Raw genomic sequence first — 15,184 nt, 5'->3', positions numbered from 1 at the left:
GTTGCTTGAACCGCCGCTCGGGTTGTTGCTGTGATGCGAGACCGGGCGAGACGGGACAACGGTAGAGATAGCGTGCTTGTACACCATCTGGCTAACCGTGTTCTTCAACAGGATGACAAACTGGTCACAAGACTCAATCTGGCCTTGCAGCTTAATACCATTCACCAAATAAATAGAAACCGGAACACGTTCACGACGCAATGCGTTCAGGAACGGATCTTGCAAAGATTGCCCCTTAGCCATTCTATCTTTTCCTTATTTGCTTGTTGTTTGTAACTAAGAACCTGTCGGCTCTAAAATAAACGACGTAAAAAATTTGCGCGCTGAATACTCAGCAATTGTACACAATCACCCAACCTATGCACTAACAACCTGTGTCACCGAGTCCAAAGCCTCTCCCGGCTTTTCACTGTCCAACCAATGGACCGACTCCCAACCCCGTAACCAGGTCATCTGGCGTTTAGCCAACTGACGTGTTGCGCAAATACCACGATAAACCATCTCATCGTAACTAATTTCACCAGACAAGTATGACCACATCTGGCGGTAACCGACACAGCGAATGGAGGGCAAGTCCGTATGCAAATCACCCCGTGCGAAAAGTGCACGCGCTTCCGTCTCAAAACCCGCCGCCAACATTTGATGGTACCGCAGCTCGATGCGTTGATGGATCAACTCACGGCTGGTCGGCGCTATCGCAAATTGGTGAACTTGATACGGCAACGATTCACCCGAAATTTTAGTCAGTTCCGTTAAAGTTTTACCCGAAATAAAAAAAACTTCCAGTGCTCTGGACAGTCTCTGCGGATCATTCGGATGAATTCTCAATGCCGCGACCGGATCGATCGCCTGCAACTGCCGATGCAACGCCTCCCAGCCCTGCTCCGCCGCTTGCCGTTCGATGCGCTCGCGCACCGCGGGATCGGCGGACGGCAGCGGCGACAATCCTTCCAGCAACGCCTTGAAATACAACATGGTGCCGCCGACCAGCAGCGGAATGCGCCCGGCGGCGGTGATGTCGGCCATCTCCTTCAGCGCGTCGGCGCGAAACTCCGCGGCCGAGTAGGCTTCGGCGGGATCGCGGATATCGATCAGCCGATGCGGCGCCTGCGCCAATTCTTCGGCGCTCGGCTTGGCGGTGCCGATATCCATGCCGCGGTAAATCAGCGCGGAATCGACGCTGATCAGTTCCACCGGCAGGCGTTCGCGCAGCGCGATCGCCAGCGCGGTCTTGCCCGAGGCGGTCGGCCCCATGATGAAAATAGCCGGGGGACGTGGTGTCATTTCAGTGTCAGTCATGCTTGAGGGCCGCCAGTGCGGCCTGTAAATCAACGGGTTGTAAAAGTCCGCTCGGTGGCGATTTGACCAGCTGCGGGCAAAGTCGTTCAACGTCGGTCAACAATTGTATCGCTTGCGAGGTGTTCCACTGTTCATGTTCGCTGCCAAGACGGCGAGCGAGCCAGGTGGCCAGCACCGCGGGCGACATCTCCTGATGTTCGGCCAGATAGCCTAACAGTTCGGGTATCAGTTTTTGTAAATTTTGTTGGCGTAATGGTAAAGGCACTGCGCGCAGCGTCACACGGCCGTGATCCGTCTGCAGATCCAGCCCCATCGCCACGAGCAGCGCCTGATGCCGCGCAATGGCCGCCGCTTCGCGCTTCTCCAACGTCAGCTTAATCGGGATCAGCAGCGGCTGCGGCCGCAGCCCTTCCGCCGGCGGGTTGAGCTGCGCCTGGCGCAGCCAGCGTTCGGCTACCGCCAGATTGAGCAACGCCGGCTGCTGGCGCTGCTCAATCAGCGCGTAGCACGGCGGATGGATCATCAACACCCGGCCAAAACTGTGTTGGCCGCCCGCCAACGGCGTTTCCGCTGCGGCTTTCGCCGGCGGGAACAGCGGCGGCTTGCTCGAAACTTCCGGCGCAGCATCGGCCTGCGGCACTGCGGCGGGCTGCATCAGTTTACCGTACAGCTCGCCTTCGCGTTTCTGGTAACCGCCCGCCGTTTGCCAACCCGGCTGCGGCGCCCGCTCACGGGCGGTGCCGGCCGGTGGCGGCGTTTCACGGCGCGGCGCAGGCTGAGAAAAATGGTTGCCGCCGGCGGCGACGCGGTTCTCCGGCTTCCAGACCGGCGCGGGCGCTTCGTCAGGCGTTTCCGCCAGCGGCAGCGGCGGCGTCTGACCGGCCTGCTGCAGCACGGTGGTTACCGCCTGGTAGATAAAATCGTGCACCAGCCGCGCCTGATGGAAACGCACTTCGTGCTTGGCGGGATGAACATTGACGTCCACCTGATGCGGATCGACCCCCAGATACAGCACGTAAGCGGGCTGCTGATCGTCCTTCAGCTGATCCTGATAGGCCTGACGAATAGCGTGATTGATCAAGCGATCGCGCATCATGCGGCAGTTGACGTAGCAATACTGCATTTCACCCAGCTGGCGCGCCCCGGCCGGATCCGCCACCCAACCGCGGATGCTCAAATCGCCGTGCTGCCAGTCAATGTTCAGCGCATGCTGCAAAAACGCCGGGCCGCAGATGCTGCCCAAACGGCGTTCGTGCTGGCTCTCTTCTTTCGCCGCCCGGTATTGGCGGATCAGTTTGCCGTTGTGGCTGAGGTTGATCGCCACATCGAAACGCGCCAGCGCAATGCGCCGCACCACTTCATCGATATGACCGAATTCGGTTTTTTCGGTGCGCATGAACTTGCGGCGCGCCGGGGTGTTGTAAAACAGATCCAGCACTTCCAGCGTGCTCCCGACCGGGTGCGCAGCGGGTTTGACGGTCACCGCCTGCTCGCGCCCTTCGGCATAGGCTTGCCACGCCTCGCTTTGCTCGGCGGTGCGCGACGTCAGAGTCAAACGGGAAACCGAGCTGATACTGGCCAGCGCTTCGCCGCGGAAACCGAGGCTGACGATAGCCTCCAGATCGTCGAGCGTGCTGATTTTACTGGTGGCGTGCCGCGCCAGCGCCAACGCCAGATCGTCCTTGCCGATGCCGCAGCCGTTGTCGCGAATGCGGATCAGCTTGGCACCGCCGCGTTCAATATCGATATCGATGCGCGTCGCGCCGGCGTCCAGGCTGTTTTCCACCAGCTCCTTGACGACCGACGCGGGGCGTTCAACCACCTCTCCGGCGGCGATCTGGTTGGCAAGCTGCGGCGGTAACACCTGGATAGGCATGCTGGCTCCTGTAGCGATGGCGCTAGGCCTGCGGAATGGTCAGCGTCCGATCCAGCGGCGCGACGTCCGACTTCAGATTATTGACCCGTTTCAGATCGCCGACGCTGACCCCGTAGCGAGAAGCGATGGAGGAGAGCGTATCCCCGCGGGCCACTTTATGTTTAGACGTTTTCTTCGCCGGCGTTTTCGCCTTGGCGACGGTGGTGGTGACGGCGGTGGCTTTCCCCGCTGGCACCTTCAAGCGTTGCCCGACCCACACGCCGTCTTTTTTCAGTTTGTTCAGATCACGCAGCGCCGCCATGGTGGTGCCGTAGCTGTCGGCGATGCCGGACAGCGTTTCCGCCCGCTTCACCACGTGGATCCGGGTCTTGCCGCTTACGCTGCGGCTCGCGCCGGCCGAGCTGACGATAGGCTCAGGCTGGCGCACGTCTGGTGTTGAGGTGTTAACCGCCGCTGCGACGTCCAGCGGTCGGTTTTCCACCTTTGGGTCGGCTTGCAGCGGATGCGCCAGGAAGTAGCTGCGCAGGCCGTTATGAATGGCCCTGGCAATCTTCTCCTGATACGCGCTACTGCCCAGCAGCCGCTCCTCCGTGCTATTGCTGATAAATCCGGTTTCCACCAGCAGCGAGGGAATATCCGGCGAACGCAGCACGCCCAGGCTGGCGTGTTCCGGCCGGCGTTTATGCAACGATCCGACGCTCTGCAGTTGCTGCAGCACTTTCACCGCCACGTCGTATCCCACGCGCTGCGAGTGGCCGAACTGCAGATCCAGCACTGCCTGGCTCAGGTAAGGGTCAGCCTGGCTGTTGGCCAGCAGATCGCCGGCGCCGCCGAGCAGCTCGGACTGTTTCTCATGCTGTTCGAGCCAGCCGGCCATTTCGCTGTTGGCGCGGCGGTTGGACAGCACCCAGACGGAGGCCCCGCTGGCGCTGCGGTTTGGTGCGGCGTCGGCGTGGATGGAGACCAGCACGTTGGCGCCCTGTTTACGCGCCACGTCGGAGCGCCCCATCACCGAGATGAAATAGTCGCCGGTACGGGTCAGCACCGGTTTGAACTGCGGATCGGCGTCCAGCATCGCCTGCAGGCGGCGCGCGATGGCGATGGTGACATTCTTTTCTTTCAGCCCGCTCGGGCCAATGGCGCCCGGATCCTGGCCGCCGTGGCCGGCGTCGATCGCTACCACCACCCGATCGCCGGAACCGGCGGAAACGCGGCTGCTGCGCGGCGTGACCTCTGTGGCGGTGCCTGCGACCACGGTCTGTTTATTGGTAAAGGGATTCGATCCTGTCGGCGCTTTGCGCAGCGGCGGCTCCGGCGCTTCACGTACCGCGACCGGCGCCTGGCGCGGTGGCTGGCTGACCGTGACCGGCGCAGGCGTTTGCACCGGCGCTTTACGCACCACGGTATTGGCGCCGCCTTCGGCCGTAATGGTGAACACCACGGTATGCACGCCGCCGTTCTGGCGGGTGGCGACGCGGGTTTTGGCGCGCTGGGTCAGATCAAACACCAGGCGCACGCTCTGCGCGTCTTTCGGCGCGCTGGAACGAATGCTTTTCACCAGGTTTTGCCCGCTGAAATTGAGCGGAAGACCGCCGACCTTGCCCTTCTGGTTAACGTCCAGCACCACGCGTTCCGGGCCGTGCAGCGGGAAAAACGCATAGTCCGGCGGGCCATTGAAGCTCACCGACACCGTCGCTTCGCGTTGGGCGTTGGACACTTTGATATCGGACAGCGAGGACGCCGCCAGCGCGTTCAGCGCGCCGAACGGCCCCAGCACGGCGATCAGCATGATGACCGCAAATTTTTTCAACACGTGCGTCATTGCAGCATCATCCCTGTGATCCATGAATGCGGTCTAACAGCTGGCTGCCGTATGCGGAAATCGCCTCGATCTTCGCCTCTCGCCCCTCGCCCTGATAGCTAAGATGCAGCGCCAGATCCGGCTCCGGCAGCACGCCGGTGCCCTGCTGCGGCCATTCGACCAGGCAGATGGCGTCTTGCGCGAAGTAATCGCGAATGCCCATGAATTCAAGCTCTTCCGGATCGGCCAGGCGATACAGATCGAAGTGATACACCGCCAGCGGCTGCAAGGCATAGGGTTCCACCAGCGTGTAGGTCGGGCTTTTGACGTTGCCCTGATGCCCTAACGCCTGCAGGAAACCACGGCTGAAGGTGGTTTTACCGGCGCCCAGGTCGCCGTAGAGATAGATGACGCTGGCGCGATCGCAGGCCTGGGCCAAAGTGGTGCCCAAAGCGACAGTCGCTGCCTCGTCCGGCAGAGGTAAAACGAGTTCTTTCATTCGATAAAGTCTATTTTGCCCACTCAGGGTTAACGAAATGAAGGATGTCCGGCAGTAAATCGGTCGCCAACATGCCTCTTGTTCCTTGTCTTTCCGCTACGCGATCGCCGGCCGCGCCGTGTACGACGCAGCCCGCACAGGCGGCATCATACAGCGAGAGCTTTTGCGCCAGCAAACCGCCGATGATGCCCGACAGCACATCGCCCATGCCGCCGGAGGCCATGCCGGCGTTGCCGACATCGGCGATCGCCATCTGCCCCTGCTCATCGGCGATCAGCGTACCGGCGCCTTTCAGCACCGCCACGCCACCGTAGCGCGCCGTCAGCTTGCGCACGGCAAGTAAGCGATCACTCTCGATGTCGGCAGTGCTGCAGCTCAACAGCCGAGCAGCCTCTCCAGGATGCGGAGTCATCACGCGATTCTGCCGTTTCTCGGGATTTAATGCCAGCAAGTTCAGCGCATCGGCGTCCCACAAGGCCGGTTTATCGCTGGTTTGCAGCACGTTCAGGGCGTTTTTGCCCCACTCAGCCTGGCCCAGACCCGGGCCAATCACCAGCACATCCGCCCATTGCATCGCCTGCCGCAGCGTCGCCTCGTCCAGCGCCTGCGCCATCAGCTCAGGCCGGGCCGCCAACAGCGGCGCGACATGCTCCATGTGAGTAAGCACTCGCACTAATCCAGCCCCGCTGCGCAGCGCCGCTTCCGCCGCCATGCGAATGGCGCCGCCGAACCCGCGATCGCCACCCACCAACAGCAGGCGGCCATGCTCGCCCTTATGGGCGCAGGGACGGCGCGGATGCAGCCAGCGCGGCAACACCTCGGCGGTAAGCCGCTGAATCTGCTCCGGTTGCTTCGCCAACCAACCCGATAAGCCTAGCGCATTCTGATGAAGTTGCCCGACCCAGTCGCGCGCCTGGCCGGTCAGCAACCCTGGTTTGAGGCCGATGAACGTGACGGTGTGCGCGGCACGCACGACCGAGCCCGGCGCCGCGCCGCTCTGCGCCAGCAGGCCGGACGGGATGTCGAGCGCCACCACCGGTGCCGAATGGCGGTTGGCGGCCTCGATCAGCGCGTCGTAGGGCGCACGCGGCGCGCTGCCCAGGCCGGTGCCTAACAGGCCGTCGATAATGAGAGAAACAGACGCCGGCCAGCGGCTGTTCGCCGGCAGAATGTCGCCGCCTGCGGCTTGCCAGGCCTCGCGGGCCGCTGCGGCTTCCGGTGGCAAAGGCCGTGCGCCGTCGCAGGCGATCAGCGTCACCTGCACGCCCGCCGCCTTCGCCAGGCGCGCCACCACATAGCCGTCGCCGCCGTTGTTGCCGTGGCCGCACAGCACCAGCCAGTGGTCGCGGGAGGGGTACGCGTTGCGCGCCAGCGCGTAGGCCGCCTGACCGGCGCGCTGCATCAGATCGTAAAGAGAAATACCGAGCGAGGCCGCCGCTGCGGGTTCCGAGCGACGGATCCAATCCGCAGGCCAGACAGAGTGTGGTAAACTGTCAGCGTATGCTTTTTCACTGTGGCCCGTCATGACGCACCCCCTCGATCTCCATCAACTCGCCCAACATATCAAGCAATGGGGGCAATCGCTAGGATTCCAGCAGGTTGGCATCTGCGATACCAATTTGAGCCTTGAAGAGCCGAAGCTGCAGGCCTGGCTCGACAAACAGTACCACGGCGAAATGGAATGGATGGCACGCCACGGCATGCTGCGCGCACGCCCTCACGAACTGTTGCCGGGCACGCTGCGAGTGATCAGCGTACGCATGAACTACCTGCCGGCCAAGGCGGCGTTTGCCAGCACCTTGCAAAATCCGCAGCTGGGCTACGTCAGCCGCTATGCGCTGGGGCGCGACTATCACAAGCTGTTGCGCCAGCGCCTGAAAAAGTTGGGCGATCAGATCCAGGCCTACTGCGGCGAGTTGAATTTCCGCCCCTTTGTCGATTCTGCGCCGGTGATGGAACGCGCGCTGGCCGCCAAGGCGGGCATCGGCTGGGTTGGTAAACACTCACTAATTCTCAACCGTGAAGCCGGGTCATGGTTTTTCCTCGGCGAATTGCTGATCGATCTGCCGCTGCCGGTGGATAAGCCGCAGGAAGAGCAGTGCGGCCGCTGCGTCGCCTGCATCACCACCTGCCCGACCGGCGCCATCGTCGCCCCCTATACCGTAGACGCCCGGCGCTGCATCTCCTACCTGACCATCGAGCTGGAAGGCGCGATCCCGGAGGCGTTCCGCCCACTGCTCGGCAACCGCATCTACGGCTGTGACGACTGCCAGCTGATCTGCCCGTGGAACCGCTTTTCGCAGCTTACCGACGAAGACGATTTCAGCCCGCGCGCCGCGCTGCATGCGCCGCAGCTGATCGATCTGTTCAACTGGACGGAGGAAAAATTCCTGCGCATCACCGAAGGCTCGGCGATACGCCGCATCGGCCACCTGCGCTGGCTGCGCAATATCGCCGTGGCGCTGGGCAATGCGCCCTACGAGGACCGCATCGTGCTCGCACTGCGCACCCGTTTGGGCCAGAACGCCATGCTGGACGAACATATCCACTGGGCGCTGGCGCAACAGCTCGCCCGCCGCGAAGCGCAGGGCATCGAGGTGCAAACGGCGCAGAAAAAACGGCTGATACGGGCTGTGGAAAAAGGTTTGCCAAGGGATGCCTGACGGCGTGCGCCATTCGGACGTAGCGCCGGAAGACTCACTCTGTGGATTTGTGCATAAAAATAAAAACACGTTGTCTTTCAACTGCAACAAAAAGAGCAAGTGATCGGCATAACGTTTTGGGATAAATAAATAAACTTATAAATCAAATAGATAAATATTTAATTTGTATGACGTTGATTTTTCAGGCAGGCGAGTTTATGTGCAGAGGCTGTGGATAACTCTGTTCACAACATTTTTACCAGGCGTGTAAAACGGGACAAAAACCCGCGCCGGATAAGGCGTTGGATTTGAGTTTGAAACGAAGAGAAAATTGGAGCGGGAAACGAGACTCGAACTCGCGACCCCGACCTTGGCAAGGTCGTGCTCTACCAACTGAGCTATTCCCGCATTGAGATGCTTTCGGCATCCGGCCACCAAACACTGGCGTGACCTTTGAATTTTTGGAGCGGGAAACGAGGCTCGAACTCGCGACCTCAACCTTGGCAAGGTTGCGCTCTACCAACTGAGCTATTCCCGCGTCGCATAGGTACTGCTTGATACTGCTTTATTTATTCATCATGCCGCATCGCGACATTGTTGAATTTGGAGCGGGAAACGAGACTCGAACTCGCGACCCCGACCTTGGCAAGGTCGTGCTCTACCAACTGAGCTATTCCCGCCCGGCGTATCGATGGTGGAACGTTACGAAATTCTTCATCGGTACGGGGTGCGCATTATACGAGAAATCCTTTTTGCCGCAAGCCCCTGAAAGCAAAAAAACGCGATTTTTGTTTGATTGCCGATTAAAGCGCCAGATTGGCGAATTAAGCGGCTAAAACCGGCGTTTTTTCCCCGCAGAGGCCGCCATCGCCTTAAAGCTGAATGAAATGTTCGCGGTAATACGCCAGTTCGGCCACCGATTCGCGGATGTCGTCCAGCGCCTGATGGGTGCCCTGCTTTTTAAAGCCGGCGAGAATTTCCGGCTTCCAGCGGCGCGCCAGCTCCTTCAGCGTGCTGACGTCCAGGTAGCGGTAATGGAAGTAGGCCTCCAGCTCCGGCATATAGCGGAACAGGAAACGGCGATCCTGGCCCACGCTGTTGCCGCAGATCGGCGATTTGCCGGCCGGCACCCACTGCTGCAGGAAGGCTATCGTTTCCAGCTCGGCGGCGCGATCGTCCTGGCGGCTGGCTTTCACCCGCTCCACCAGCCCGCTGCCGGTATGGGTGCGCACGTTCCACTCGTCCATCAGCGCCAGCTGTTCGTCGGACTGATGCACGGCGATCACCGGCCCTTCCGCCAGGATGTTCAGGTTGGCGTCGGTGACCAGCGTGGCGATCTCGATAATGCGGTCACGCTCGGGATCCAGCCCGGTCATCTCCAAATCGATCCAAATCAGGTTATTTTCGTTTCCTGTCATGATGTTTCCTGCCTAAAAGCCGAGAGAAAAACGCTGTGCGGACGAGACGGCGGGCGCCGCCGGTGGCGACGCGCCGCAGCCGACGGCTAACAACGGTTATTTAATATAAAATAGCGTGTATCATAGTCTTTTTGGTCGCCCTGGGCGACATATACCCCGACGGGTTCAAGGCTGCGGCCGGGGAAGGCCCCAACCGCCGCCGTACGTGTAAAGGTATAAAATCGAGTCAAGTGAGGCGCAGTGAGTAAGAACAAACTGTCCAAAGGTCAGCAACGCCGCGTGCAGGCGAACCATCAGCGCCGTCTGAAGCGCGCTGATAACAAACCGGAACCGGATGATTCCCAACTGGGCGAGCCGCAGGAAGGCGTCGTCATCAGCCGTTTCGGCATGCACGCCGACGTTGAAGCGCCGGATGGCACTCAGCACCGCTGCAATATCCGCCGCACGCTGCGTTCGCTGGTGACCGGCGATCGCGTGGTGTGGCGCCCCGGCCTGGGCACCCATGAAGGGGTGAAGGGCATCGTGGAAGCGGTGCACGAACGCACCTCGGTGCTGACGCGCCCGGACTTCTACGACGGCGTGAAGCCGATCGCCGCCAATATCAATCAGATCGTCATCGTGTCGGCGATCCTGCCCGAGCTGTCGCTGAACATCATCGACCGCTATCTGGTGGCCTGCGAAACGCTCGAAGTCGAGCCGCTGATCGTACTCAACAAAATCGACCTGCTGGACGCCGAAGCGCGCAAGCTGGTCGACGGCATGATGGATATCTATCGCAAGATTGGCTACCGGGTGCTGGAAGTCTCCAGCCAGACGCGGGAAGGCATGGCGGAGTTCGAACAGTCGCTGGCCGGGCGCATCAGCATCTTCGCCGGCCAGTCCGGCGTCGGCAAATCCAGCCTGCTGAATGCGCTGCTGCCGCCGTCCGAAGAGCAAATTCTGGTAAATCAGGTTTCCGACGTATCGGGCCTCGGGCAACATACCACCACCGCCGCACGGCTGTACCATTTCCAGCACGGCGGCGACGTGATCGACTCCCCGGGGGTGCGCGAGTTTGGCTTGTGGCACCTGGAGCCGGAACAAATCACCCGCGGATTTGTCGAATTCCGTGATTATTTAGGTGGTTGCAAATTCCGCGACTGCCGCCACGATACCGATCCCGGCTGCGCTATCCGCGCGGCGATGGAGAAAGGCGATATCGCGGAAGAGCGTTTCGACAACTATCACCGCATTCTGGAAAGCATGGCGCAGGTGAAGGTTCGTAAGAACTTCACGGACGCCGCAGACTGACACTGACGGGCGGGCATTGACGGCGGCGAGGCCCTCGTTACAATGCGCGCCCTTTACCCTGATTCACGAGGTTAACGTGCTGGATAGCATCAAGATTAAATTGCAATATTGGCTACCGAAGCTGGCGCTGACCCGCCTGGCGGGCTGGGGCGCCGACAAACGGGCCGGCTGGCTGACCCAACTGGTGATCAAGGCCTTCGCCCGCTTCTACCGCGTGGACATGCAGGAAGCGCAAAATCCGGACCTGGCGTCTTACGCCACCTTCAACGACTTCTTCGTGCGCCCGCTGCGCGATGGCGCACGCCCAATCATCGCCGACGCCAACTGGCTGGCGCTGCCCGCCGATGGCGCCATCAGCCAGCTCGGCCCGATCCGCGACGATCAAATCTTCCAGGCCAAAGGCCATCACTACAGCCTGGAAGCGCTGCTGGCCGGTAACTACCTGCTGGCCGAACCGTTCCGCAACGGCCTGTTCGCCACCACCTATCTGGCGCCGCGCGATTACCACCGCGTGCACATGCCATGCGCCGGCGTGCTGCGCGAAATGATCTATGTGCCGGGCGATCTGTTCTCGGTCAACCCGCTCACCGCCGCCAACGTGCCTAACCTGTTCGCGCGCAACGAGCGCGTGATCTGCGTGTTCGACACCGACATCGGGCCGATGGTGCAAATTCTGGTCGGCGCCACCATCGTCGGCAGCATCGAAACCGTTTGGGCCGGCACCGTCACGCCGCCGCGCGAAGGCATCATCAAACGCTGGACCTACCCGGCCGCCGGTGAAGAGGGCGCCATCGCGCTGGAAAAAGGCGCAGAGATGGGCCGCTTCAAGCTTGGCTCCACGGTGATCAATCTGTTTACCGCAGGCAGCGTGCAGCTCGCGCCGCAGTTGCAAAACGGCACCGTCACCCGCATGGGTGAGGCGTTCGCCGAAATCCCGGCCGCCGCTGAAACACCACAGACCCCGCTCTAAAGGAATCGACGCCGTGCGCCTGATCATCACGCTTTTGCTCGGTTGCTTGCTGTGGCAACCGGCGCTGGCCGCCCCCCTGCCGACCGAGACCCAGCTCAAGCAAGAGCTGAAGCAGGCGGAAAGCAGCAAAAACGCGCCGAATCAGGCGGAGACCACCGAGGCGCTGCAAAGCGCCCTCAACTGGCTGGCGGAGCGTAAAGAGTCGCAGACTCGCTCCGAGCAGTATCAGAGGGTGATCGACGATTTCCCGAAGATGACGCAGGAACTGCGCCGCCAGCTGGTGCTGGAAAGCAACAAGATCCTGCCGAACGGCGACGATCTGCCGGCCGCCGAGTTGGAACAGCAGATCCTGCAAACCAGCAGTCTGCTGCTGGAACAGGCGCGCCTGCTGCAGCAAGAGCAGGATCGCACGCGGGAAATCAGCGATTCACTCGGCCAGCTGCCGCAGCAGCAGACCGACGCCCGCCGTGCGCTGACGGAAGTGCAGCGCCGCCTGCAGGCGCAGCCCGCCAACCCGACCACGCCGTACGCGCAGGCCGCCCTGGCCCTGCTGCAGACCGAAGCCGCGGCGCGCAAGGCCAAAGTGGACGAGCTGGAACTGGCGCAGCTGTCGGCCAACAACCGGCAGGAGCTGGCGCGCATGCGCGCCGAAGTCTATAAAAAGCGCCACGAGAAAATAGACGTTCAACTGCAGGCGCTGCGCAACAACCTCAACGCCCAGCGCCAACGCGAAGCGGAACAGGCGCTGGAAAAAACCGAGCAGCTGGCCGAGCAGAACGGCGATTTGCCAAAAAGCATCAGCCAACAGCTGCAGATCAACCGCGAACTGTCCGCCGCGCTGAACAGCCAGGCGCAGCGCATGGATCTGATTTCATCGCAGCAGCGGCAGGCGGCGGCGCAGACGCTGCAGGTGCGCCAGGCGCTGAGCACCATCATCGAGCAGGCCCAGTGGCTCGGTTCGTCGTCGGCGCTGGGGGAAACCCTGCGCGCCCAGGTGGCGACACTACCGGAAATGCCCAAGCCGCAACAGCTGGACGGCGACATGGCCCAGCTGCGCGTGCAGCGCCTGCAGTTTGAAACTCAGCTGGAAAAACTGTCGCAGCGCGAATTCAAACGCGACGACGGCAGCGCGCTGACCAACCAGGAGCAGCGCATCGTCGATGCCCAGCTGCGCACCCAGCGCGAGCTGCTGAACTCGTTGTTGTCCGGTTGCGACACCCAAATCCTCGAGCTGACCAAGCTGAAGGTGGCCAACACCCAGTTGATCGAAGCGTTGAACGAAATTCGCGACGCCACCCACCGCTATCTGTTCTGGGTGCCGGACGTCAATCCGATCAACTTCTCTTATCCGCTCAACGTGGCGCACGATCTGACGCGCGTTCTGTCGCTGGACACGCTGTCGCAGCTCGGCGGCGCCTTCATGATGATGGTGACCAGCCGCGAAACGCTGATCCCGATCTTCGGCGCCCTGCTGCTGGTGATTTTCAGCATCAGTTCGCGCAAGCACTACCACGCCTTCCTCGAGCGCGCCAGCAGCCGCGTCGGCAAGGTGACGCAGGACGAATTCTTCCTGACGGTGCGCACCGTGTTCTGGTCGATTCTGGTGGCGATGCCGCTGCCGGTGCTGTGGGCCGCGCTTGGCTACGGCCTGCAGAGCGCCTGGAACTACCCGGTAGCGGAAGCGATCGGCAAAGGGGTGACCGCCACGCTGCCGATCCTGTGGATCTGCATGATCTGCGCCGCCTTCGCCCACCCGCAAGGGTTGTTCATCGTGCACTTCCGCTGGCCGGCGAAGCAGGTTTCGCGCGCCATGCGCTACTACAAGATGTCGATCTGGCTGATCGTGCCGCTGATCATGGCGCTGATCACCTTCGATAGCCTGAAAGAGCGCGAGTTCGCCAACACGCTGGGGCGGCTGTGCTTCATTCTGCTGTGTCTGGCGCTGGCGCTGGTCACCCACAGCCTCAAACGCGCCGGCATCCCGCTGTATCTGGATAAAAACGGCTCCGGCGACAACATGCTCAACAGCGCCTTCTGGGGGCTGCTGCTGTCGGCGCCGCTGCTGGCGGCGCTGGCGTCGAGCGTCGGTTATCTCACCACCGCGCAGGCGCTGCTGGCGCGCCTGGAAACCTCGGTGGCGATTTGGTTCCTGCTGCTGGTCGTCTACCACATCATCCGCCGCTGGATGCTGATCCAACGGCGACGCATCGCCTTCGACCGCGCCAAACAGCGCCGCGCGGACATTCTGGCCCAGCGCGCCCGCGGCGAAGACGAAACCTCGCATACCCCGAACAGCACCGAAGGTTCGGTGGATATGGACTACTCAGAGATAGACCTGGATACCATCAGCGCCCAGTCGCTGCGGCTGGTGCGTTCGATCCTGACGCTGATCGCGCTGGTGTCGGTGATCGTTTTGTGGTCGGAGATCCACTCCGCCTTCAGCTTCCTGGAAAATATCTCGCTGTGGGACGTGACCTCGACGGTCAACGGCGTGGAAACCGCCCATCCGATCACCCTCGGCGCAGTGCTGATCGCCATTCTGGTATTGATCATCACCATGCAGCTGGTGCGCAACCTGCCGGCGCTGCTGGAACTGGCGGTGCTGCAGCACCTGGATCTGTCGCCGGGCACCGGTTACGCCATCACCACCATCACCAAATACCTGCTGTTGCTGTTCGGCGCCATTCTCAGCTTTTCCTGGATCGGCATCGAATGGTCGAAACTGCAGTGGGTGGTCACCGCGCTCAGCGTGGGTCTCGGCTTTGGCATGCAGGAGATTTTCTCCAACTTCATCTCCGGCCTGATCATCCTGTTCGAGAAGCCGATCCGCATCGGCGATACCGTAACGATCCGCAACCTGACCGGCACGATAACCAAGATCAATACCCGTGCGACCACCATCGCCGATTGGGACCGCAAAGAGATCATCGTGCCGAACAAGGCGTTCATCACCGAGCAGTTCGTCAACTGGTCGCTCTCGGACGCCATCACCCGCGTGGTGCTGACCGTGCCGGCCCCGGGCGAGGCCAATAGCGAAGAGGTGACCAAGATCCTGATGAACGCTGCCGAGCGCTGTTCGCTGGTGCTGGACAATCCGGTGCCGGAAGTCTACCTGGTCGATTTGCAACAGGGCATTCAGATCTTCGAGATGCGTATTTACGCCGCCGAGATGGGCCACCGCATGCCGCTGCGCCACGAGATCCACCAGCTGATCCTGGCGGGCTACCGCGAGCACGGCATCACGCTGCCGTACCCGCCGTTCCAGGTGCGCACCGAGACGCTGTCGCGGCTGACCAACAACGGCCGTACGCCGCCGTCCACGCCGGCGCCGAACACCAAGCGCGACGCCGGGGGGCTGTAAGCGGTTCTCGCGATAAAAAAAGGGCCGG

The 15,184-nt window shown here is 61.6% G+C and carries 11 protein-coding genes and 3 tRNA genes; 4 read left to right on the top strand and 10 right to left on the bottom strand.

All coding sequences use genetic code 11. The annotated features are described in order from the left end of the window. From hfq to nnr, 6 genes are all read right to left on the bottom strand, one after another. The coding region (gene hfq, locus ACK3CV_RS02160; protein WP_489009791.1) for an RNA chaperone Hfq at positions 1-243 on the bottom strand (243 nt) is incomplete at its 3' end. 114 nt (positions 244-357) lie between these two features. Further along, a complete protein-coding gene (miaA, locus tag ACK3CV_RS02155) occupies positions 358-1,299 on the bottom strand; it encodes a tRNA (adenosine(37)-N6)-dimethylallyltransferase MiaA (RefSeq protein WP_004933679.1) in 942 nt (313 codons plus the stop codon). After that, positions 1,292-3,175: a DNA mismatch repair endonuclease MutL gene (mutL, locus tag ACK3CV_RS02150; protein ID WP_164038665.1), complete on the bottom strand. Its 1,884-nt coding sequence runs from the start codon at positions 3,173-3,175 to the stop codon at positions 1,292-1,294. Before mutL ends, miaA begins: the two co-directional genes overlap by 8 nt. Before the next feature lie 22 nt (positions 3,176-3,197). Then, positions 3,198-4,997 carry an N-acetylmuramoyl-L-alanine amidase AmiB gene (amiB, locus tag ACK3CV_RS02145; RefSeq protein WP_164038667.1) on the bottom strand — a complete coding sequence of 600 codons (1,800 nt, stop codon included), beginning with the start codon at positions 4,995-4,997 and terminating at the stop codon, positions 3,198-3,200. Between the two features lie 7 nt (positions 4,998-5,004). Next, positions 5,005-5,475 carry a tRNA (adenosine(37)-N6)-threonylcarbamoyltransferase complex ATPase subunit type 1 TsaE gene (gene tsaE, locus ACK3CV_RS02140; RefSeq protein ID WP_033648706.1) on the bottom strand — a complete coding sequence of 157 codons (471 nt, stop codon included), beginning with the start codon at positions 5,473-5,475 and terminating at the stop codon, positions 5,005-5,007. A gap of 10 nt (positions 5,476-5,485) precedes the next feature. Continuing rightward, on the bottom strand, positions 5,486-7,000 hold the full coding sequence (gene nnr / locus ACK3CV_RS02135; protein ID WP_049195416.1) for a bifunctional ADP-dependent NAD(P)H-hydrate dehydratase/NAD(P)H-hydrate epimerase: 1,515 nt from the start codon (positions 6,998-7,000) through the stop codon (positions 5,486-5,488). Here nnr and queG point away from each other — a divergent pair. Further along, positions 6,999-8,138, top strand: a complete 1,140-nt coding sequence (gene queG, locus ACK3CV_RS02130; protein ID WP_049195419.1) for a tRNA epoxyqueuosine(34) reductase QueG — start codon at positions 6,999-7,001, stop codon at positions 8,136-8,138. The genes nnr and queG overlap by 2 nt on opposite strands. A 311-nt stretch (positions 8,139-8,449) precedes the next feature. On the opposite strand, the gene ACK3CV_RS02125 is transcribed toward queG, so the two are convergent. The 4 genes from ACK3CV_RS02125 to orn all read right to left on the bottom strand — a co-directional run bounded on the left by ACK3CV_RS02125 (position 8,450) and on the right by orn (position 9,535). Next, a tRNA-Gly gene (locus ACK3CV_RS02125) sits at positions 8,450-8,525 on the bottom strand. A 54-nt stretch (positions 8,526-8,579) separates the two neighbouring features. Next, positions 8,580-8,655: transfer RNA gene (locus tag ACK3CV_RS02120), tRNA-Gly, on the bottom strand. A 66-nt stretch (positions 8,656-8,721) separates the two neighbouring features. Further along, a tRNA-Gly gene (locus ACK3CV_RS02115) sits at positions 8,722-8,797 on the bottom strand. Positions 8,798-8,989: 192 nt separating this feature from the next. After that, positions 8,990-9,535 carry an oligoribonuclease gene (gene orn, locus ACK3CV_RS02110; RefSeq protein ID WP_033636776.1) on the bottom strand — a complete coding sequence of 182 codons (546 nt, stop codon included), beginning with the start codon at positions 9,533-9,535 and terminating at the stop codon, positions 8,990-8,992. A 240-nt stretch (positions 9,536-9,775) separates the two neighbouring features. On the opposite strand from orn, the gene rsgA reads away from it, so the two are divergent. From rsgA to mscM, 3 genes are all read left to right on the top strand, one after another. Further along, the gene (rsgA, locus tag ACK3CV_RS02105) at positions 9,776-10,825 is read left to right on the top strand and encodes a small ribosomal subunit biogenesis GTPase RsgA (protein WP_049194612.1); all 1,050 of its coding nucleotides are present in this window, start codon (positions 9,776-9,778) and stop codon (positions 10,823-10,825) included. Between the two features lie 76 nt (positions 10,826-10,901). After that, the gene (gene asd, locus ACK3CV_RS02100; RefSeq protein ID WP_033636775.1) at positions 10,902-11,795 is read left to right on the top strand and encodes an archaetidylserine decarboxylase; all 894 of its coding nucleotides are present in this window, start codon (positions 10,902-10,904) and stop codon (positions 11,793-11,795) included. Between the two features lie 13 nt (positions 11,796-11,808). Next, on the top strand, positions 11,809-15,156 hold the full coding sequence (mscM, locus tag ACK3CV_RS02095) for a miniconductance mechanosensitive channel MscM (protein ID WP_033648710.1): 3,348 nt from the start codon (positions 11,809-11,811) through the stop codon (positions 15,154-15,156). Positions 15,157-15,184: the final 28 nt, after the last annotated feature.

The sequence above is a fragment of the Serratia sp. TSO36 genome (genome assembly GCF_057808395.1).
This window is presented reverse-complemented; position numbering and strand designations above follow the sequence as displayed.